General features: G+C 65.3%; 18 protein-coding genes. 11 read left to right on the forward strand and 7 right to left on the reverse strand.

Going from position 1 to position 21231, the window contains the following annotated elements:
* Window positions 1–48: 48 nt before the first annotated feature.
* Genes LVY72_RS08590 through LVY72_RS08600 form a run of 3 tightly spaced genes read right to left on the reverse strand, consistent with a single transcriptional unit; the run spans window position 49 to window position 3532 of the window.
* Complete coding sequence (locus tag LVY72_RS08590) at window positions 49–1071, reverse strand: ABC transporter permease (RefSeq protein WP_237819703.1); 1023 nt, start codon at window positions 1069–1071, stop codon at window positions 49–51.
* Complete coding sequence (locus tag LVY72_RS08595) at window positions 1068–2027, reverse strand: ABC transporter permease (RefSeq protein ID WP_237819705.1); 960 nt, start codon at window positions 2025–2027, stop codon at window positions 1068–1070. Before LVY72_RS08595 ends, LVY72_RS08590 begins: the two co-directional genes overlap by 4 nt.
* Entirely contained in the window at window positions 2024–3532 is a 1509-nt protein-coding gene (locus LVY72_RS08600) for a sugar ABC transporter ATP-binding protein (RefSeq protein ID WP_237819720.1), read from the reverse strand. The genes LVY72_RS08595 and LVY72_RS08600 overlap by 4 nt, the downstream gene beginning before the upstream one ends.
* 277 nt (window positions 3533–3809) lie before the next feature.
* Between LVY72_RS08600 and LVY72_RS08605 the strand changes: the two genes are divergently transcribed.
* Both LVY72_RS08605 and LVY72_RS08610 read left to right on the forward strand, forming a co-directional pair.
* Window positions 3810–4898, forward strand: coding sequence for an ABC transporter substrate-binding protein (locus LVY72_RS08605; protein WP_237819723.1), 1089 nt, complete (start codon window positions 3810–3812; stop codon window positions 4896–4898).
* Window positions 4899–5074: 176 nt separating this feature from the next.
* Entirely contained in the window at window positions 5075–6049 is a 975-nt protein-coding gene (locus tag LVY72_RS08610) for a helix-turn-helix domain-containing protein (RefSeq protein ID WP_237819726.1), read from the forward strand.
* A 25-nt stretch (window positions 6050–6074) separates the two neighbouring features.
* Here the strand turns inward: LVY72_RS08610 and LVY72_RS08615 are convergent, their stop codons facing one another.
* Window positions 6075–7688: an FAD-binding oxidoreductase gene (locus LVY72_RS08615; protein WP_237819729.1), complete on the reverse strand. Its 1614-nt coding sequence runs from the start codon at window positions 7686–7688 to the stop codon at window positions 6075–6077.
* Window positions 7689–7903: 215 nt separating this feature from the next.
* Between LVY72_RS08615 and LVY72_RS08620 the strand changes: the two genes are divergently transcribed.
* Window positions 7904–8680: an SDR family NAD(P)-dependent oxidoreductase gene (locus LVY72_RS08620; RefSeq protein ID WP_237819732.1), complete on the forward strand. Its 777-nt coding sequence runs from the start codon at window positions 7904–7906 to the stop codon at window positions 8678–8680.
* An 81-nt stretch (window positions 8681–8761) separates the two neighbouring features.
* On the opposite strand, the gene LVY72_RS08625 is transcribed toward LVY72_RS08620, so the two are convergent.
* Window positions 8762–10081 (reverse strand): NADH:flavin oxidoreductase, encoded by a 1320-nt coding sequence (locus LVY72_RS08625; RefSeq protein ID WP_237819736.1) that lies wholly within the window; start codon window positions 10079–10081, stop codon window positions 8762–8764.
* A gap of 310 nt (window positions 10082–10391) precedes the next feature.
* Between LVY72_RS08625 and LVY72_RS08630 the strand changes: the two genes are divergently transcribed.
* The 3 genes from LVY72_RS08630 to LVY72_RS08640 all read left to right on the forward strand — a co-directional run bounded on the left by LVY72_RS08630 (window position 10392) and on the right by LVY72_RS08640 (window position 12917).
* Complete coding sequence (locus LVY72_RS08630) at window positions 10392–10970, forward strand: TetR/AcrR family transcriptional regulator (RefSeq protein ID WP_237819739.1); 579 nt, start codon at window positions 10392–10394, stop codon at window positions 10968–10970.
* A 313-nt stretch (window positions 10971–11283) separates the two neighbouring features.
* Window positions 11284–12504, forward strand: coding sequence for an acetyl-CoA C-acyltransferase (locus tag LVY72_RS08635; protein ID WP_237819741.1), 1221 nt, complete (start codon window positions 11284–11286; stop codon window positions 12502–12504).
* On the forward strand, window positions 12501–12917 hold the full coding sequence (locus LVY72_RS08640) for a PaaI family thioesterase (RefSeq protein WP_237819743.1): 417 nt from the start codon (window positions 12501–12503) through the stop codon (window positions 12915–12917). The genes LVY72_RS08635 and LVY72_RS08640 overlap by 4 nt, the downstream gene beginning before the upstream one ends.
* A gap of 162 nt (window positions 12918–13079) precedes the next feature.
* Here LVY72_RS08640 and LVY72_RS08645 read toward each other — a convergent pair whose 3' ends face one another.
* Both LVY72_RS08645 and LVY72_RS08650 read right to left on the reverse strand, forming a co-directional pair.
* Entirely contained in the window at window positions 13080–14099 is a 1020-nt protein-coding gene (locus LVY72_RS08645; RefSeq protein ID WP_237819746.1) for a dihydrodipicolinate synthase family protein, read from the reverse strand.
* A 21-nt stretch (window positions 14100–14120) separates the two neighbouring features.
* Window positions 14121–15134 (reverse strand): ornithine cyclodeaminase family protein, encoded by a 1014-nt coding sequence (locus tag LVY72_RS08650; RefSeq protein ID WP_237819749.1) that lies wholly within the window; start codon window positions 15132–15134, stop codon window positions 14121–14123.
* A 161-nt stretch (window positions 15135–15295) separates the two neighbouring features.
* Here LVY72_RS08650 and LVY72_RS08655 point away from each other — a divergent pair, with 161 nt between their 5' ends.
* The 5 genes from LVY72_RS08655 (at window position 15296) to LVY72_RS08675 (ending at window position 21139) form a co-directional block, all read left to right on the forward strand.
* On the forward strand, window positions 15296–16672 hold the full coding sequence (locus LVY72_RS08655) for an NADP-dependent succinic semialdehyde dehydrogenase (protein ID WP_237819752.1): 1377 nt from the start codon (window positions 15296–15298) through the stop codon (window positions 16670–16672).
* Window positions 16673–16772: 100 nt separating this feature from the next.
* The gene (locus tag LVY72_RS08660) at window positions 16773–18278 is read left to right on the forward strand and encodes a bifunctional 3-(3-hydroxy-phenyl)propionate/3-hydroxycinnamic acid hydroxylase (protein ID WP_237819755.1); all 1506 of its coding nucleotides are present in this window, start codon (window positions 16773–16775) and stop codon (window positions 18276–18278) included.
* A 38-nt stretch (window positions 18279–18316) separates the two neighbouring features.
* Window positions 18317–19258 (forward strand): VOC family protein, encoded by a 942-nt coding sequence (locus LVY72_RS08665; RefSeq protein ID WP_237819758.1) that lies wholly within the window; start codon window positions 18317–18319, stop codon window positions 19256–19258.
* Between the two features lie 28 nt (window positions 19259–19286).
* Entirely contained in the window at window positions 19287–20318 is a 1032-nt protein-coding gene (locus tag LVY72_RS08670) for a fumarylacetoacetate hydrolase family protein (RefSeq protein WP_237819760.1), read from the forward strand.
* 20 nt (window positions 20319–20338) lie between these two features.
* Entirely contained in the window at window positions 20339–21139 is an 801-nt protein-coding gene (locus LVY72_RS08675) for an ABC transporter substrate-binding protein (RefSeq protein ID WP_237819764.1), read from the forward strand.
* Window positions 21140–21231 lie beyond the last annotated feature (92 nt).

Raw genomic sequence — 21231 nt, forward strand, 5'->3', positions numbered from 1 at the left:
GGGCGTTGGGAGACTGTCAGGGCGCCGGGCAGGCGCCGGGCCGTGCAGTCAGAAGCGGTCTCGGACGTGCCGTTCCCGACCGTAGAGCGCCACAACGATGAGGATGATGACCCCGTAAATGATCCGGCTCTGTGCCTCGGCCAAGCCGTTGCTGACGATGATTGTCGATAGTCCCGTGAGGATGAGGGCGCCCAGCAGCGTTCTTGTGAAGCTGCCGCGGATGGATCCGAAGGTGGTCCCGCCCACGAGTACGGCGGCCAGCCCGGAGAACAGGTATGGTTCGCCGATCGACTGTGCCCAGCCGGAACTGAAACTCGCGATGAACATCCCTGCGATCCCGGCGAGTGCACCTGAGGCGGCGAACACAAGTGTCCACACCGCGGTGGTGTTGATGCGGGTCAGCCTCGCGGCGCGGGCGTTGATGCCGGTTGCGTACAGGCTGCGGCCGGCGGGTGTACGGGTCAGCCCCAGCCACAACAGCACTGCAGCGGCTGCCACGATCAGGATGATGGGCGGAATCGGTATGCCGAACGTCGTGCTGGTGACTCCGGCAAGACCGCGCAGGAACCCGGCCGGGGCGGAGGCGTAGTTTCCATTGGCCAGGAACAAGGTACCTCCGGTGAGGACGGCTCCCATGCCGAGCGTCATCATCAACGGCTCCACCTTCAGCCGATGGCAGAGAAAGCCGATGGTCGCGCCGAGCCCGCCGCATACGGCGATCGTCAGGAGAAAAGCCGCGGGGACGGGCCAGCCTTGTCCGCCGGCCAGGTTTGCTGCGGCGAAGGCGCCGAAAATCACGTAACCGGGAATCGCAAGATCGAGCCCGCCCAGGATCACCACCAAAGTCTGGCCCATCGCGGCGAGCGAGAGCAGTGAGGCAATGATGAGGAGCGCTGTGGCCGAGCGAAGGTTTGCGATGCCGGGAACCGTCACCAGGAGCCAGACAACGACGACGCCGAGCACGAGCACTTGGAGGATCGGCTGCTGCAGCACCAGCCTGCGCGTGCGGGGCCAGATTCCGTATCGGGGTTCGGCAGGTGTGGGGGTGGCGACTGAAAGCTGTGTGGTCATGCGGTTCTCCGTGAAATTCGAGGGCTTAGCAGCGTTGCTCCGAGTACGACGCCGGCGATCAGCAGCAGGCCGTAGGTGAATTCGATGAGGTTTGGTTGGACCCCGGCGGAAGTGAGCAGCTGCTGGAGGAGATAGATGGCGAGCGCTCCGAAAAACGTCCCCAGCAGGCTGCCCCGTCCACCGCCGAGGCTCGTTCCCCCGAGGACCGCAGCGGCCAGGCCGAGAAGCGCATACGTCGTGGCGAGGGTGGAGCCGGATGCCTGCAGCAGGGCAGTCAGGGCGATCCCGGCGATGCCGGCGAAGAGTCCGCCCAGCGTGTAGGCGAGCACTCGGATCGCGGTCACGTTCACGCCGGATCCGTAAGCTGACGAGTCACTTTCGCCAGTCGCAAGGAGGTTGCTGACGAAGACGGTCCGCTTCAGGACGAACCAGACGAGCGCCGCGGCACCCAGCGTGATGATCGCACCGGGTACGACGCCGATGGAACCGGCCAGCGGCCGGGTCCAGTTGTCCGGCGCGATAACGGGGTTCTTGGCGATCGTCAACGAGGCGCCGATGAGCAGGAAGAGCACGCCGGTCGTTGCCACGACCGGATGCAGGCGCACAATTGCCACGAGCACGCCGTTGATGGCGCCGACCGCCATCGCGATGCCCAGCAGGAGAGGGACCGCTAAGGGCCAGTCACCCAGCCCGGCGGGGATCAGGATGGCGACGAAAACGCAGTTGATCAGCGTTGCCAGGGGGCCCACGGAGATGTCTATCCCACCGGAGAGGATGGCCGGTGTGGACGCGAAGCCGACGAGCACGAACGGTGCCAGTGTTGCGAGTGTCATGCCGAGGCGCGACGGGGAGACAAAGCTCGGAGAAACGACGAGGTTCACCACCAGCAGGACCGCGCAGAGCAGCATCGCGAACGCGAAGGGCCATCGCTGAAACAAGCCCAGCACCCGGTTCATACGACACCTGCGACTTTCTGCCCGAAGTAGGCTGCGACGATAGCTTGATTGCCGATTTCGGCCCGCCCGATCTCGGCGGACACGCTCTGGTTTCGGAAAACGAGCACCCGGTCGACGAGCTCGACGTGCTCTTCGACTTCGCTGGAGAGCACGACCACGCTCATTCCCTCTGCGCAGAGCTGTTGGAGGGCCGCGTAGATCTCACGTTTGGTCATGATGTCTACGCCCCGCGTGGGATCGTTCAGCAAGAGCACTCCGGGGTCGGTGGCGAGCCAACGGGCCAACAGTACCTTCTGCTGGTTCCCGCCCGACAGCGTCGAGATGGCGTCGTCGGCATTGCCAAGTTTGATGCTGAGGCCCTTCGCGGCGCCGGCAAACCGTTCGGCCATGCGCTGTCCGCTCAACAGTGGACCCCGGCGGTCTTTGGACATGGTTGGCAACGCAAAGTTCTCCCGAATCGACATCGGTTCAAACAGGGATTCGCCCCGGCGTTCCCGCGGCAAATAGGCGTTGCTGTTCCGGACGGCGGCGGAGTTGTGGCTGTTGCCGCCGCCGGCTGCGATCTGGGTGACAACTCCTTCACCGGTGGCGAGCCCGGCCAACCGGCGAAGGAACTGGTCCTGGCCGTGTCCCTCCAGTCCGGCGAGCCCGACAAGCTCACCACGGCGCAGCTCGAAGTTGATGGGCTCGGCCCCGGGGGAGAGCCGGACGTCTTGTGCCCGGAGGACTATGGGTCCAAGTTCGCGTTCCCGGATTTGATGTTCGACGACGCTCGATGCCCCGGTCATGTCGGAAATCAGCTGGCCAATGGAGAGGGTGCTGCGGTCCACGGTGGAGATGGTCCGGCCGGAGCGGAGGACCGTAACACGGTCCGAGATCTCCTCGACCTCGTCCATGCGATGGGAGATGAACAGGATGGCGCAGCCCGCAGACTTGAGCCGTCGCATTTCCGCGAACAGCCGGTCACGGGTTTGCACATCGAGTGCTGCTGTCGATTCATCGAGGACGAGGACGCGAGGGTCGCGGACCAGTGCGCGGGCAATGCAAACGGCCTGCCGGCCTGAGAGGGACAGCTCGCCGGCAGGGGAATCCAGCCGGATGCCGTCGACCAGGCGGCCCAGCACTTCGGCGGCGTTCGCGCGCTGTACGACGCTGCTGTGACGGCGCCGGAACACGCCGTCCGTGCCGAGCCAGATGTTCTCGAGAACCGATTGACTGCCGGCGGTGAGCACCTCCTGGAAAACCGTCGCGATCCCCGCGGCATTGGCTTTCTGGGGTGAGCGGAAGGTGAGCGCTTCGCCGTCGAGCCTCAGGGTGCCGCTGTCCGGCCGGTGCACGCCGCCAATGATCTTGACGAGGGTGCTCTTACCCGAACCGTTCTCCCCGAGGAGGGTGTGTACCTCGCCGGGTTTGACGTGCAAGTGGCCGTCAGTGAGAGCGCTGGTTGCTCCAAAACGTTTGCTCAGCGCTGACAGGTGAAGACCTGCCGACTCATCTTCCATCATCACTCCTCCCTGGAGCTCGTCTGTGACATATGCCACGAATGATACTAGACGAAACGTATCGCATCGGTCTAGTGTTCTCTGACGTGCGCACAAACGCGCTGACTCAAGGAGGAGCGAACAAAGAATGAAGAAGCTTACGAATCTGGGGCACCCTGGCCTCATCGGTGCAGCAGTCGTCACCATGACTGCACTTGGGCTGGCAGGGTGCTCTGCGAGTCCAGGCGCCGGGTCGGCGGCTCAGCCGGTTGGCTCAGCCGCCGCGGGTCAGTGCGGCTCTGTGCCTGACATCGGTGCGAACGACCCTGACGGGCTGCTCGCCCAGTTCAGTCCGGCGACGGCGGCTGCCTACAACGCCTACCCGCTGCCGGTCAGGAAGTCCGCCTGGGCTGACTGGAAGTCCAAGAAGGACGGGGGATACACGGCCGCCATCGTTGGCATGCCGCCGGCCAGCGCATTCGTGAAGGTCATGCTCGACACGGTCCGCAAGGAGCTTGCTGCCGCCAACGTCGAGATCGTCGCAGACCTTGCTCCGGACGACCCGACCAATGTGCCCCTCCAGCTGCAGCAGTTCAGCCAGGCTGTCGCGCTCAAACCGGATGTCATCTTCTTCATTCCCCTGGCCGGCGAGCCGTCGGTCGACGCGGTGAAATCCGCTGGCGAGGCGGGCATCCCCGTCATCTCCCTGCAGTCGATCGTCGACTCGGAATATGCGGTATCGGTGACCGGCAATAGCGTGTTGCAGGCGATGAATGTCGGCGCGGGCACCTTGAAGGCGATCGGCGGTAAGGGCAACGTCCTGCGTGTTACGGGTATCCCGGGCATCTCGAACGAACTCTATGCGGAGGAGGGGTTCCGGAATGTGCTCGAGCTGTGCCCCGAGGTGTCGGTAGCCGGCGAGGTGACAGGCTTCTTCGAAGCGACCACCGCGCAGACGGCGACACTGCAGTATCTTGCAACGAATCCGGCCGGAGTGGATGGCGTGCTGCAATCCGGCACTATGGGCCTCGGCGTGCTCAACGCCTTCCAAGAGTCGGGACTCGAAGCGCCACCCATTGCGGACATCGGGGCAACAGAGGGCTTCGCGAGCTGGGCTGCGCAGAACGGTGACTACCCGTACGTTGGTTCCACGACTCCCACGGTGAGACAGTCGCAGGTGTCTGTCGACATCGCCCTTCGCATCCTCAAGGGCGAGGGGCCGAAGATCAACCAATTCGTCAACAACCCCTTCGTTGTGGACCGGACGAATCTTGAGGAGCTGGTGGATCCGGCGTGGAAGACCACGGATTCCACGGATCTCGCCGGCAACCCGGAGATGTTCTTCCCTGACAATGTTCTCAAGGAGTTCTTCAACAACCCGAGTAGCTAACAGCTCCGGGTCGGGCCTAGCTAATATGGCACCGGCGGAGAGGGCCGCTCATCGTGATCGGCGTGCACCATCGTGTGCACGCCGATCAACAGTCAAAGGAGACGGATGGAAAAGTGTCGAGCCTGCTTGCATAGCGATGCGTGCGCTCAACCGGGAGTTCCAGTCAGGCTGGACCGATGACTCCCGTGCTCGACACCCGGTCGGTGCCCCCGGCCGATCGCCGGGACTACTGGTCGGCGGGAATCGCCCAGCACTTCTTCCCGATGCGCGTTGAGGCAGTCGGAGCGTCTTCGTTCCAGGCTCGATTGGCCGGCGGCGAGATGGGGCCGGTCGCGGTCCGGTCCATCCAGGGCCTTCCGCACCGGGTTGCACGCACGCCGCAGATGATTGCCGCCGCCGATCCGGAGTGCATCCTGCTTTACCTGCTGACCAGGGGAGTTATTGGCATCGAGCAGGATGACCGCAGTTGCGTGCTTCAACCCGGTGACATCGCATGCCAGGACACGTCGCGGCCGTCGACGTTCGAAGGCCGCGACGGTTTCGAGGTGTTCGTGTTCAGCGTTCCCAAATGGTTCATCGGGTCGCGGGCCGACAACATCACCCGGCGTACCGCCACACGGATGGACGCAGGGGAGAGGCGGCTTACGCCACTTGCTACGCCGTTTCTCGCGAGTCTCGCTCGGACGGTCGCCGGCGGAGAAGGGTTGTCGAGCAGCGACGCGGAGGGTGCGGCAGAGATGATTCTGCCCATATTCCGCAGCCTTTACGGCGAGGAAGCGATGCCCGATGCACGGTCCCGCCCGGAATTGCTCCTCACCAGGATGCAACGGTATGCGATGGAGCATTTGCAGGACCCGGAGCTTGGTCCGGAGCAGATCGCGCAGGCCCACTACGTCTCCACGCGCTACGTGCACAAGCTCTTCGCGTCCTCCGGTACCGGTGTGTCGGCCTGGATCCGGGAACGCCGGCTCGAGGGTGCTGCCGGTGAGCTGCGTAAGTCACCGGGAACGACGATTGCGACGGTCGCGGCGAGGTGGGGATACCGCAACCCGGCGAGCTTCAGCAGGGCGTTCCGCGAGGTGCACGGTTGCGCCCCGAGGGACGCCAGGGGCTTCCCCGATCCTGCGGGGAAGCCCTCGCCCGTCTGGTAGGGCGAGGGCTTCCCGATGCGCGCGATCAGGCCTGCGGGAAGCCCGCCTGCCGCAGGCGGGTGCCCCAGATCCCGGACTTGCCGGGAGCGATGATCCCGTTCGGGTCGAGCGTGTCCTTGAGCGTCTCGTTGAAGCGCCGCTGTGCGTGGTCGTTGAAGCCGAACTGATCAGCCGCCAGATCCATGAACGACAGGTGCGCGCGGTATTCGCCGTACCCGCGCTTGCCCGCCTCGGCCACCATCCGCTTCGCCACCGCGTACGCCTTGTCGACCTGCTCCGGGTTCTTCGTGTCGAACGGAATCACGTTGATGAACGTGGTGGCCCGCGCGTTGATCGGGAGCATGCCGCCCAGGAAGTCCAACCCCGCCTCGGCGCACATTTCGGACATCAGCTTCTGGGCGGCCTGCGCGTGCTGGGAGGTCAGCGGGATCACCGGCGAGAAGTCGACATGGCCGCCTTCCTCGCCGCCGGACCAGCCGGCCATCTTGTACAGATCCTGGCTCGGCACGCCAATCTGCACCCGCTCGTGCGGATTGGGCAGCGTCTCCCACGCATCGGCGCCGTGCTTCTCGCCCGAGATGTCGACGCCCGGGATCTGCAGGAAGCGCGCCTTGAGCTTCGCGAAGTTGTGGTCGACGATGGCCTCGTCGCCGTATAGCGCGAACCGCATCATCCAGCGGCCGACGCCGAGCTCCTTGGCGATCCTCTCAATGACTTCCTCAGGCATCGGACCGTTCCCGTCGTACCACTCGGCGCGGGTCGTGAGCATCGAGGCAATGCACAGCGTGTTGGACAGCTGCGGGCGCATGTCGATGGTGCCGGCAAGCATGAGCTCACGCAGCGCGTCGACGACGGCGGGAAGCTGCGAGTCATCCCAGAGACGCAGCCAGAGCGGCATGTACACCTCGGGCTTCGGCATGAGCCAGTAGCCCATCTTCGTAACGATGCCGTAGTTCGACTGCATGAACAGCTCGGTAGAGGTCGGGCCAAGGCCGCGCTTGTACAGCGGCCACGTCGGGTTGTTGTCCATCGCGCCCGACCCGGTGCGCAGCAGGTCGCCGTCCGGGAGGACGACCTCGAAACCGCAGTGCGAAGCCTGGTCGATCGAGTAGGGCATGTAGGTGAGGCCGTGCTCGAGCGTGTTCGAGACGACGCCTCCCCAGCCGATGTCGACGATGGAGGCGACGAGGTTGTGCCCGCCGGCCTTGATCGCGTCATGCAGGTCGTACCAGCTCACGCCGGGCTCGACCATGGCGTAGCCGAGCTCCTCGTTGATCTCCACGCGGTTCATATCCCGGAAAGACACCATCACCGAGCCACGCACCTGGGGCGCGGCGCCGCCATAGCCGTTGTTCTTGCCACGGCCGATGGGCCACAACGGAACTTTGTACTCGTTGGCGATCCGCACGACTGCCTGGACATCCTCGACGCTCGTCGGGCTGACGACGGCGGACGGGACGTTCGTAGCGGTGCCCGGAACCTGGAAGGGATCCTGGAAATCCGCCAGGGATTCGGCATCGGTTGCCACTTTGTCTGCGCCGATCGCCGCCGTGAACGCAGCCAGCGCGCTGTCGAGGTCGGCCTCGGTGACGCCGGGTGGGAGCGGGCGGGTCGACGTCGTGGAAGTGGTGCTGGTCATCTTCTTCATCTCCTTTGATGCGGTGAATGTGAGGTGTGGCCTGTGCTGTTCATGGTGCGGCACCGTGCATCGGCGTGGGTGGCTCCGCGACTTCACGGTGCAGTTCGTGCACAGAAGTGTGCGCGAACTGCACCATGCATCCGATCCGGCACCTGCCCCTGCGCGCGTGTGGTTGCGTGGAATGCATTACTACGACGAGGCAAGGAGAAGGATCCATGGCTGGTGGCCGTCTGGAAGGAAAAGTCGTCCTGCTGACAGGGATCGGCGGCGGAATGGGCCGCGTGACCGCGCAACTGTTCGCACGTGAGGGAGCCACGGTCGTTGGCTGCGACCTCAACCCCGGCAGCGCTGCGGAGACCGTCCGCCTGGTCCAGGCCGACGGCGGATCGATCGAGTCAAGCGCGCCGGTGGACCTGAGCGACCGGGGCGACATCGACCGCTGGATCACCGACACCGTCGCACGTCACGACCGGATCGACGTGCTCTACAACAACGCCAGCCTGCCGCGATTCGCGCCGTTTGCCCAGACGAGCGATGACGACTATCAATTCACCATCCAGAACGAACTGCATCTGGTGTGGCACGCCTGCCAGGCAGCTTGGCCGCACCTGGCAGCAGCCGGCGGCGCCATCGTGAACATCGGCTCGGGAGCCGGAGTCCAAGGGGCGCGGGCTCTGCCGCAGGCCGCCCATGCCGCCGCCAAGGGCGCGGTCATCGCTCTCACCCGACAGTTGGCGGCAGAGGGAATCGCTGCCGGCATTCGCGTCAATTGCCTAAGCCCGGGTGTTATGGCGACGCCGCCGGTGCTCGCGATGTTCGACGAGTTCGGCGAGGATGCACCCGTCGCACCGATCTTTGAGCGCACCATCGACGGCAAGCCGGGAGACCCGCTCGCGGTCGCCTATGCCGGCCTCTACCTCGCCTCCGACGAGGCAAAGTGGGTCACCGGCGCCCACCTCGTCGTCGACGGCGGAGCCAGCGCCATCATGTAGGCCGGCGCAGACGCCCACAGATGCTGCGACGACGGCGCCCGCTCAGGTGGGCGCCGTCGTCGCAGCGGTTTTGCGGATTCGTCAGTTCCTGGATGCCTTCGATTTGGAGCTCGCCAACCGGTCCGCAATGCCCATGAGGGTCGGTGATCCGGTGGCGGCAATCAGCAGGGCTTCCGCCGGGCGCTTGAGTTTGACCGAGACGGGTTCCCTGGCACCTTCCAGAGCAGCCTCACGTCCCATGGCAGGATTCTTGTGGCAGCGGACGGGCACGTTGAATATCAACCGGCGCAGGCACGAGTTGTCGTGGTCGCACCAGACGATCTCATCGAGCCTGCCCTGGAGCACCTTGTTGGGGAACTCCGGATCGGCCAACAACTGCCGGGCAAGCATGATGCCGTCCCCGTGGCCGTTGGCGATCGCGTCGGCACTCTGCTGCGGATCGTAGGTGCTGCTCAGCAGCAACGGGACGTTCGGCAGCGCGGCACGGAACGCCTGAGGCTCAGCGTGCGCCAGCATCGACCCCGACGACGAGGGAAGATTGTCGTCCATCGACTCGTAGTTCCCGTCGGTCAGCGCGATATACCCCACGCCCTCTTTCGCAATGATCGCCGCGGTCTCCGCAAACCCCTCGGGACCCTGCCCGTCCGGCAGATGGTCATTCACGCTCATCCGAAGACCCACCGGGTAGTCGGCGCCGACCTCGGCCCGGATCGCGCGGACGGTGTCCGTCAGGATGCGGGCACGGTTCTCGGCGCTGCCGCCGTATTCGTCGGTTCGCCAGTTGGTCCGCGGCGACAGGAAGGAGGAGTAGAGGTACCGCATGTGGGCGCCGAGTTCGATGCCGTCGAAGCCGGCGGCCTTCGCACGCAGGGTAGCGGCGACGGTTTGGTCCTGAACCTCCAGGATTTCTTCCTTGGTGATCTCCACCGGGGTCGGGTTCGTGAGTCCGCCCGGAATGTAGAAGCCGTGCGGCAGCCGCGGCGCCGCCATACGGACGGGCTTCGGGCTGGCTGCCCGCGTGGGCCGCCTTTCACCGGGCACGCCCATAGCCCCGAAGCTTGGGAAGATCTGGGCGAAGATCGGCACGCCGTGCTCGTGGACGGCATCGACCATGCGCTTGAGGCCGGGGATGAACTCGTCCCGGTCGAAGCGCATCAGCGGTTGGAACGGCGCCTCCTGGTTCCCTCGCTCGGTGGCGACACCGCCGCCGATAATCAGCAGCCCCGCGCCGCCGCGGGCACGTGCAGTGAGGAATGCGATCGTCTGGTCACTCGGGTGGCCGTCCTTCGTCGGCTGGAGCACGGCCATCGGGCTGAGCACAAAGCGGTTCTTGATCGTGAGACCGTAGATTTTCCAGGGGCTCGAGAGAACCTCGGCGACGGTGGTAGCTTCTTGGGGCATTCATTTCTCCTTAGTCATGCTTGATCGAGGCCTGCGTGAGGGCCTCTCAAGTAGCAATTGCGGCGCCTCGATATCCACTCACGACTCCGAATGCCGCACGGGTTCTGTGGCGATTGGATGATCTAACTGTTCAAAACGTATCGTATTGAATACGATACTGGGACGGCCCTTTGTGAACAAGGGCGCGCACCGGATGGTCGCTTATTGGATGGGGCGCCTGATGGATCCTGCCAGCAAGATTCGCTGCCCCGGCATGCGGACCTAATGGTGTACGTTCCGTATTGGAACTCTCAACTCATAAGGTGGACGCATGGCGGTACGAAGCGAACAAAGTCACAAGGCGATTCTCGAGGCGACTATGGCGTTGCTCGATGAGTCGGGACCTGCGCTCACCGTCCAGAAGCTCTCGATCGAGCGCATCGCCCGCGAGGCAGGCGTCAGCAAGACGACAATCTATCGTTGGTGGCCGAGCAAGGCTGCTGTTGTTATCGATACCTTCCTGGAAAATCACGTCGCGCGCACCCCGGTCCGCGAAGACGTGCCGGCTATTGATGCTCTGCGTGAGCATCTCGCTTCGCTCGCTGCGATTTATGCAGGACCGGAAGGGCGGCTTATTTCCCAGCTTGTCGCCGAAGCGCAGTATGACGAGGCGACGATGACGGAATTTAAGGAGCGGTTCTGGATTCCCCGCTCACGCGCCGTGACAGTGCTGATTCGGAGAGCCATGGAAGAAGGCACGATACGCTCCGACCTGGATCCCATGCTTGCGACCGAGCTGCTCTACTCCCCGGTGTACTTCCGGCTTCTCTTTCAGTCCGGCCCCCTCGATGCGGACGCTGCGAATGCCATCATGCAATTGGCCCTGGAGGGGCTCGCCGGCCAGCGATAAGCGGGTCCGAACCAGTTTCCAGTGGGTATGCCGGGTCCGTATGGCAGCCGGTAGGGGCCCCCTGGGCAACACGCTTTGGGCTGGCCCGATCGCCCGCGATGCGCGCTCCTTCAGTCGTTGTCTATACGGTACGGTTCGTATAGTATTAAAAGGGTACCTAAGGTGCTCATCGGCCCCGTCGTTGCATTAGGACACCGGTCGACGACGACACGGTTGCCTCCCTTGATCCTGCGGCGCTCCTGTCTGGCCGGATTCCCCCTCACACTTGGGCGGATCGCCGTAGCATACGAATCTGCCGAAAGGACCCATTGACGTGAATACCGCCATTGCACCGAACGACGCGGTCGTCGTCGCCTACCGCAGAACGCCGATCGGCCGCGCCCGTAAGGGAGCGTTCGCGGGCGAGCGGCCCGAAGACCTTGCCCTCGCGGCCATCAGGGGAGCCCTCGCAGGAACACCGCAGCTGGACCCAACCGAGTTGGCCGATGCCTACGTGGGTTGTGCAGTTCCCCAAGGTGCGCAGGGAGACAACATCGGCCGCCGGGTGATGGTCCTGGCAGGAATGGACCATCTGCCGGCGGTGACGGTCAACCGCTTCTGCGCCTCGTCCCTCCAAGCGACCGCGATGGCAGCACAAGCTGTGCGGGCCGGGGACGGCGAGGCTTTCCTCGTCGCCGGAGTTGAGTCGACGTCCTCGACGCCGCCGGTGACTACCTCGCCCTACCCGGGATTCGCGGCTGCGGGCCGGCGCGCTGGCGACCTCTTCGAATCCGGCGCGCCATGGTCCGACCCGCGGAACCGCGGCGAGCAACCGGACATCTACATCGACATGGGAAAGACCGCAGAGTTTGTCGCCCGCGCCACCGGCACGACGCGGCGGGACCAGGACGAATGGGCGCTGGAGTCCCAGCTCAGGGCGGCGCGCGCCATCGGCGCCGGATACTTTGCCCGGGAAATCGTGCCGGTGGCCACCGCGGAGGGAAGGGTGGTGAATGCCGACGACGGCCCTCGCCCATCGACAACAATGGAGGGATTGTCCGGGCTCCAGCCGGCTTTCCTCGCCTCGGGCACAGTCACTGCAGGCAATGCCAGCCCGCTCAATGACGGGGCGTCCGCCCTTATCGTCATGAGCGCACGGCGGGCCAAGGAACTGGGGATTACGCCGCTCGCCCGCATTCTGGGGACCGCTGCAAGTGGACTTTCACCGGAGATTATGGGCCTGGGCCCGGTGGATGCTTCGCTGCGCCTGCTGGCACGATTCCGTTTGTCGATCGACGACATCGACCTTGTCGAACTGAACGAGGCGTTTGCCGCCCAGGTCGTCCCCGTTGTCCGCCGGCTCAAGGCAGACCCGGAGAACGTGAACCCGTTCGGTGGAGCGATCGCGCTGGGCCACCCGTTCGGCGCCACCGGGGCCCGGCTTGTCGGCACGCTCATCAACGGGCTGCAGACCACAGACGCCACGCTCGGCCTGGCAACCCTCTGCGTGGGCGGGGGACAGGGCATGGCCATGATCGTTGAGCGCCTCTCGTGAACGTGACGACCACCATCGACGAGCCGGCACGCTCCATGCTGGCAGCGGATCAAAGCCTCGAGCGCTTGGGAGTGACCGTGGAAGGAGCCAGCGGCGGGCGGGCTGTCGCTGTGCTCGACGTTGCGCCGGAGATGGCCAATGGGCACGGCATCGCCCATGGCGGCTTCGTTTTCAGCGTTGCCGATACTGCATTCGCCATGGCGGCGAACACGCTGGGTGCCAGCATCGCGACGGCAGATGCGTCCATCAGCTACTTGTCTCCCGCGCACGTCGGCGAGCGGCTGATCGCCGAGGCCAAAGTTGCCTTCAACGAAGCACGGCGCGTCATCGTGGATGTCATCGTGCGTGCAGGTGACCGCACGGTCGCAGTCTACCGCGGAACCGGCCGCGCACTCCGGACGCCTGCCGGTTAGGACTCGGACGACTCCGCAGGCGGAACCCATCGCTCACCGCATCGAGCGATGGGTTCCGCGTCTCTGCCATCAACACCACGCAAAACCGCTCCCTTGGAAGGACCAATTTCTTAGTCCCATCCAGGGGAGCGGTTCACCATCAAGTTCCTCGCCCGGCGAGCGTCAGGCCGAGACGCGGCCCCGCACGAACTCTTCGTCCGGCGAGTCCGTGACCGGGAGGCCCGAGGCCACCAGTGAGGCCCGGAGCTGCTTCATGAAGCGGTCGGGCAGCTTCGGGGCGGGCGCGCGGAGGGCCCCTCCGTTGAAGCCGGCGAGCCACTCCTGGTATTTCCACTGCGTGCGGTTGATCATGTTCGTCCCGGGCGTGGAGGTTGACGACACGGCACCATTGGCCTGACGGGCCGGATGAACCTGCCAGTACAGTTTCATCGCTTCCTCCCACTGACCGGTCCGTGCCAGTTCGAAGGCACGGGGGTAGTAGTCGCTCATCCAGTTCGTGTTGCTCGTGCCTGAGAATTGGAAGTCGAGCACGGACATCAGCGGGATGGTCTCGGCCTCGATCGGGCAAGAGATCAGCACCTCGTCGCGGAAATGGTGGTACATTTCCATGACGCCCGGGATGCCGGGGTAGGCCTGCTCCGCCTTGATTGCGACAATATTCGGGATGGCATCCAGCACGCGCCGAACGAAAGAGACATCCATGCCTGCAGGGTGGATCCGCTCGAATCCCCAAGCCGGAAGCGGGAACAGCATGGTGGCCAACCCGGTCTCGTCGCAGAAGGCCTTGGTGTAGTCGAACACCTGGTCGTGGGACGTCGGCCAGAAGGACGCGGGGTAGGCCAGCAGCGCGCGGTCGACGCCGGCGGCTTCGGCGAGCTTGGCGGCCCGGATGTTCTCTTCCAACGTGTTGAAGATGGCGTGGAAGAACAGGCCAAAGTCAGGCCCGGCGGCTTCGCGCGCCACAGCGGCAATCCGGGCGTACTCCTCCACCGTGACATTCACTTCGGCAACCAGAAGCGTGCCGGCAAAGCCGAGTTCCTTCAGCTTGAGCACGTCGTGGCGGATCGCGTTCTCGTTGATCCCCGAAAAGTCGGGTGTGTACGACGGATGGGTGACGGCGATCGTGCCGCCGAACTTCTCTTTCGCCCAAGCGCGGGCCTCGGACCGTGTGTAGTCCACCATCGGGTTCTCCTTAATCCTTGTTCATTTTCTAGTGGTGACAATGCCGACGGGCAGTACGGTGCCGATGCCCTCGGCTCGAGCGCGGTTGAGGAGCATCTCGGCGACGACGATGTCCTGCAGGCCGGAGCCGGTCGATTTGTAGATCCGAATGCCCTGCTCCGGATCGATCGGGGATTTGCCACCGAGCACGTCGTTCAGTGTGACGACGATCGAATCGACATCGACACTGTCTGCGCGTGCGGCGATCATGTCGCCGCTGCCATTGACTACCTCGTCATAAGTATCGACAACGACGACGGCGGCCCGGCCAATGAGATCAGCGGGCAGCTCGCGCTGTGCCGGCGTCGTCGAACCGATGGAGACGACGGCTGCATGGGGCCCTACCCATTCGCTCAGCAGGGTCGGCGATTCGTCCCTCGACCGTGCCGCGCAGAGGAGGAGGTCTGCGCCCTCCGCTGCCTCTTGGGCGGAGGCGACGGCGAGGGCCGCCGCACCAGAAACTCCGTCGAACTCGCGGGCGAACGACTCACGATTGGACGGTGTGGGACTGAACACGCGGATGCCGGCGAACTCGACCAGATGCGACAGCGCAGTGAGGTGTGACCGCGCTTCGAAGCCCGAACCGATCACTCCGACCTGCAAGGGCCGTTGCGGTACAAGCGTCGAGGCCCCGACGGCGGAAGTCGCCGCCGTGCGGAGCCCGGTGACCCGGTTACCGTCCACCAGCGCGACCAAGTCCGCGGTGTCCTTGTCGAAGAGGGAGATGAGGTAACTGACCCGGAGGCCATCGGCAAATGAGCCGGCGATCGACTTGGCGCCGAACAAGCGGCCGCTGCCCGGTACCGACGGCATGATTCGCAGCCATTCGCGTTCGGACTGGGCGAAGATCCGGCCCGGCGTCCGGGCCTCGTCATCGGTGGCGCTGTACGCCGCGCGGACGGCCTCGATCGCCTGGGGCCAGTCGGAAAGCTTGGCTACATCGGAATCGGTGAGGAACAGCGGAAGGCTTGGTGGCAGGTCACCATCGGTGCTCACGGGCTTTCGCTCCTTATGCGTTGTGCGACGGCCGCGCACTTGCGGGCCGGGGCCGGGAAATCAAGCGGAACAGATAAATTGTGTCCGATACGAATCGTATCCCATATACTCATCAGCACAACCCCGCCTCAAAGGAAATTCAAGGAAAGAGGGCCCAGCCCATGGCAATCGCCACTGTGAACCCGACCACCGGCTTGACCGAAAAGGAATTTGAGCCTGATACGTCCGAAGCGGTCCAGATCCGGGTCGCCGAGGCCGCCGAGGCCGCCGGACAGCTCCGGGGAACAAGGTACGAACAGCGCGCAGCATGGATGATCGCCGCTGCCGGGATCCTCACCGAGGAGGCAGGCAGTCTTGCGGAGCTCATCACCATCGAGATGGGAAAGCCGATCGCGCAGTCGGTGGCCGAGGTGCTCAAGTCCGCGAAGGCGATGCGCTATTACGCCGAGCACGCGGAGGCATTCCTTGCCGACGCTCCCTTGGAGGACCCTGCGGCGGTCGGTGCTTCGCGGGCGTGGACCCGGTACGAGCCGCTCGGGACGGTCCTGGCGGTCATGCCGTGGAACTACCCGCTCTGGCAGGTCATCCGGTTTGCGGCTCCCGCGCTCATGGCGGGCAACTCCGGACTGCTCAAGCATGCGTCCAACGTTCCCCAGTCTGCCATGTTCCTCGACACGCTCTTCGAACGGGGAGGATTCCCGAAGGGTTCCTTCCGCACGCTGCTGATCGGCGGGGCTGAGGTCGCCGGTGTGCTGGCAGACCCAAGGGTCAAGGCCGTCACCCTAACGGGATCCGAACCTGCGGGGCGCTCCGTCGCATCAATCGCCGGCGACCACGTGAAGAAGGCCGTCCTGGAACTCGGCGGGTCGGATCCGTTCATCGTCATGCCGTCCGCCGATATCCACGAGGCGGCGGCAACCGCAGTGCGGGCGCGGATCAACAACAACGGCCAGTCCTGCATCGCCGGCAAGCGGTTCATTGTCCACGCCGACGTCTATGAGGCCTTCGCCACCGAATTCGCCAAGCGGATGGCGGACCTGGTGGTCGGCGATCCGCTCGATCCTGCCACCGAGGTCGGCCCACTGGCCACGCGCTCGGGCCGGGACGAACTCGCCGAGCTTGTGGACGATGCGCGGGACCGGGGGGCGCAGATCCTGGCCGGTGGCACAATCCCTGACAGGCCGGGTTTTTTCTATGCGCCGACCGTGGTTGCGGGCCTGACCGACGACATGCGGCTCGTCCAGGAGGAGGCTTTCGGACCGGTCGCCTCGCTGTACCGGGCGAACAGTCGCGAAGAGGCGCTGCGGATTGCAAACCAGACCTCCTTCGGGCTCTCCAGCGCCGTGTGGACCCGCGACGCGGAAGAGGAGGCGTGGTTCCTGGCGAATCTCGAAGCGGGAGCGGTATTTATCAACGGCATGACTGTTTCCTACCAGGAGCTGCCGTTCGGCGGGATTAAGCGCTCGGGGTTCGGGCGCGAACTCGCGGCGGTCGGCATCCGCGAGTTCTGCAACCTCAAGACCGTTTGGAAGGCCTGACCCGCCGGCATACGCAGGCGGCCGTCAGGCCCTTGCGGGAGCGGAGTGACCGGTGTTACATTCTATTCGAAACGAAACGTACTGAACACTAAGGAGTGGGATGAGCAACATCGCCGAGGTTGACGTGGTCGTGATCGGGGGAGGCCCGGTCGGGGTCACCGCGCTGGCGCTGCTCGGCCGGGCGGGCCTGACCGCGGTCGGCCTCGAACGCGATACCGAGATGTGGCCGACGGCCCGCGCGGTGCACTTCGACGGCGAGACCTTCCGTACGCTCCAGTCGCTGGGGGTGGCGGAACGGTTCGCGGAGGCCACCTTGCCGATGGCCTCGATGCACATCGAGAATGAAGCCCGCGAGGTGCTCATCTCGGTGCCCACGGGCAGGTTCGGCAGCCAGGGGTGGCATGACGATCTCACCTTCCACCAGCCCGACATCGAACGCCTGGTCCGGGAGGTCGTCGAGGAACTCCCCGGCGTCGAGCTCCGGTGCGGAAGCACCGCTGCCGCGGTTCGAAATGTTGACGAGGGCGTCGAAGTCACTGTGTGCGATGCTGATGGCAGCGAATCGATCATCCGTGCACGGTGGGCCATTGCCGCCGACGGCGCCCGCTCCCAGATTCGGCAATCGCTCGGCATCGACACCGAAAAACTGGGTGAGGATGCGCAGTGGCTTGTCGTCGACGGGATCCTTGAAGACAGTCCCGGCTTGTCGTCCGACATGATCTTCCTGGGCCATCACACCCGGCCTGCCCTGTGGATCCGTCTGCCAGGCACCCGGGTGCGGATGGAGTTCATGCTGATGCCCGACGACGACCCCGAGGAAATCGTGACCGCGGCGGCGGTCGAACGGATCAGCCACGGTGTGCTGCCGGCGGATAAGTTTACGGCTGACCGGCAGGCGCTCTACACCTTCCGGGGGCGGATCGCCCGGCAGTGGCGCGCCGGCAACATCTTCCTCGCCGGAGACGCCGCACATCAGGCTCCGCCGCTGTTCGGGCAGGGCCTGTGTGCCGGAGTGCGCGACGTGGCGAACCTCGTCTGGAAGCTTGACCTGGTCAAGCGCGGCGCGGCCGATGACAGCATTCTCGATACCTACGAGAGCGAGCGGAAGCCGCATGCGCGGTTCTGGGTCGAGCAGGCGACCAATGCCGCTGGCTTCCTCCAGACCACCGACGCCGAGGTCGCGAAACAGCGCGACGAATTCATCCGTGCCAACCCTGCCGCATCGGCCCCGGTGTCCCCGGCCCTGGGCCCGGGCCTGCACGAGGGCGGAACCGACAAGCGGGCCGGCCACCTGAGTATGCAGCCGATCCTTGCCGACGGCGTCCGCCTGGACGACATGGTGGGCACCCGTTTCCTGGTGGCAACGACCCCGGAGCTCTACGCCGCCGTCCCCGCCGGGCTGCGGGAGCAGCTCGAGGAGGACGACGACGTCGTGGTCCTGTTCGATCCGGCGAAGGTCGGCCAGATCCTGGAAGCCACGGGCGCCCAGGCCGTCGTCGTGCGGCCGGACCGCTACATCCTGGGCGCCGGCGACACCGCCGAGGCCTTGGGGCACCTCATCCGTAGCATCCCGACAGTCGGCCGCACGGTGCCGTCACACACCTAATCCCACATCCGCACGAACCGGACAAAACGCAGGAGACCATGATGGCATTCAGCCCGATCACCCACCTGAGGCACTTCGACATCGCGGTGCCCGACTATCAAAAGCAGGTCGAGTTCTACAAGAACCACTGGGGACTCACCGTCATGGAGGACGACGGCGACGTGACCTACTTTGCCGCCGAAGGCTCCCCCGAGCAGTATTCGGTCCGCGTGCGCAAATCCGACGAGAAGCGCCTCGATCTCGTCGCGTTCGGGGTCGCGGACCGGACCGCGGTCGATGAGCTCGCGTCCGACCTCATCGCCAAAGGCGTGCAGCTGATCGGCGAACCTGATGACGTGAAGACGCTCGGCGGGGGGTACGGCTTCCGGTTTTTCGATCTGGAAGGGCGCACGATTGAGGTCTCGACCGACGTCGAAGTGCGAAAGCACCGCAAGATCGAGGAACGCGAGGCGATCCCGGTGCGCCTGTCCCACGTGGTGCTGAACTCCCCGGCGCCGGAAAAGATGCGTGCCTGGTACGAACAGCACCTGGGATTCCGGCTTTCCGACACCCTGAACCACCCTCATATGGGAGACCTGTTCTACTTCATGCGCTGCAACGCCCAGCACCACAGCATGGCCATCGCCCGCGGTCCGCACGCCTCCTTGCAGCACGCCTCCTTCGAGCTGCGCGGGATCGACGAGTACATGCGGGGCAGCGGCCGCCTAATCCGTTCCGGGTTCCGAAAGATCTGGGGTCCGGGCCGGCACCGCGCCGGTGACAACACCTTCACTTACTTCATCGATCCCAACGGCAACACGATGGAATACACCACCGAACTCGACATGGTCGACGAGGACACCTGGCATCCCAGCATCTTCGACACCAGCGAGCCGGAAACCTCCGACCAGTGGGGCACCGGCGGCGAGATGGACGAGTTCATCGCACGGGAGATGTTCAACGACCCGGACAAGGGCCTGTACGTCGCCCCGCCGGTATAACGGCGCTGCAATGACTGATGGAGACTTCATGGAAAAAGCACTCGTGAACGGATTCGTGCTGGGCACCTTCGAGCACGAGGGGGAAGAATTCCCCGGACTTGCCCTCGATGACGCCGTCGTCGACCTGCGCGCGGTGTTGCCAGACGTCCGCCGGATCGGGGACCTGTTCGCCGACTGGGAGGCGCACCTCGACGCGCTTGAGGCTATCGAGCCGGCTGCCGTGGGTGCGCGCCCGCTCGGTGAACTGCGGGTGCTGCCGCCGGTGCAGCCCGTCGGCACGATCATCGCGGCAGGGGCGAACTACCGCGAGCACATCCTGCAGATCAGCGTCGCGCATCGGCTCGGCACGGAGGGTGCCGATGAGGCGCAACCGCGCGCCGACGCGGCCGCAGAGACGGATGAGCGCGGCCGATCGGGCGACCCGTACGTGTGGACCGGGATACCGTCGGCGGTCTGCGGCGCCTACGACGATGTGCAGCTGCCCGACGTCGGCGCAGACGTCGACTGGGAACTTGAGCTGGGCGTGGTGATTGGGAGGACAGCGCACCGGGTCGGTGTATACGACGCTATGGACTATGTGGCCGGGTACACGATCGTCAACGACATCACGGCGCGGACGCTCGTCCCCCGCGGCGACATCGCCATGATGGGCACGGACTGGTTCCGGGCGAAGAACCAGCCGACCTTTTTCCCCACCGGCCCCTACCTGGTGCCGGCGCGGTTCGTCCCCGACCCGGCGAAGCTTCGGATCCAGTTGCGCCTGAACGGCGCGCTCATGCAGGATGCCGACACCGATGACCTGCTGTTCGATATCCCGAGCCTGATCGCCTACGCATCGTCGGTCGCCGTGCTGCGGCCCGGTGACATTCTCATCACCGGTTCACCGGCGGGCAACGGCTCGCACTGGGGCCGTTTCCTCCGGCACGGCGACGTGATGGAGGCGACGATCTCGGGGCTCGGCGTCCAGCGGACGGTGGTCCGCGGCCCGAGCGGCCAGTTGCCGCCTTGGTATGCCGACCGGCCGGCCGCGGTCGCGGCGGCCGGCGGCCCGGGCCGGTGAGGCTGCGGCAGAGCCACTTTGTGCCGCCTGTCCCATACCTTTTGGCGGCCGAATTCGGGTTGTTGGACGGGGTTGAGGCCACCCGGACAACCTCGAGCGGAGCCCAGCTCGAGGCGCTGATCACTGGCCAGCAGGACATCGCGGTCACGGCCATCGACAACCTGTTCGAGTGGACCAAGGCGGGCGCCGATCTTCGTCTCGTCGCTCAGATCGAACAGACCACCCCGGTCGGGGTCTACGCACGAGGCGACGTGGAGTCGGTTGCGGATCTGGCCGGGTGCCGGTTCGCCGTGGACGCCTTGGCGAACGGTTTCGCGCTAATCGCCCGGCGTATGCTCCGCGACGCAGGCGTCGAGGTGGACTACGTGGAGGCGGGCGGGGTGCGCGAACGGTTCGAAGCGCTCCTGGCCGGCGAGGCGGACGCGAGCCTGCTCGGGCCGCCGTTCGGCGAACTCGCCGCACAGGCCGGCATGCGGTGTGTCGCGTCCGTGAACGAACTGCTTCCGGAGCTGCCGGGCCAAGGGCTGGTGGTTCGCACTCAAATGGTCGATTCGGACGCGCTCCACGCCTACCTGCGCGCACTCGTGCGGGGAGCCGAAATCGGGGTGTCACTGCCCGACGATGACGGCATCGCGCTGCTGGAGCGCTGCGGATTCAAGGCGGCCGCCGCGGCAGCCTGGGCTGCGCGGCCGCGCACGCTCGCGGTTCAGCGCTCCGGCCTGGCTCTCCTCACCGACATCCGCCGGAGTCTCGAGGTGCTCCCGCGGGACATAGGGCTGGCGGACCTCTGGGATGCCGAGCCGCTGCGGCGCGCGGTCTGAGCCACCCGGAAGCCGGCCCCCACCAGGGCATTGAGTTCCGGCGGACAGAATGCGATACTGTACGTATCGAACAAGTTTCGCCTTGAAGCAAC

The organism is Arthrobacter hankyongi (assembly GCF_022012395.1).
Lineage (GTDB): Bacteria > Actinomycetota > Actinomycetes > Actinomycetales > Micrococcaceae > Crystallibacter > Crystallibacter hankyongi.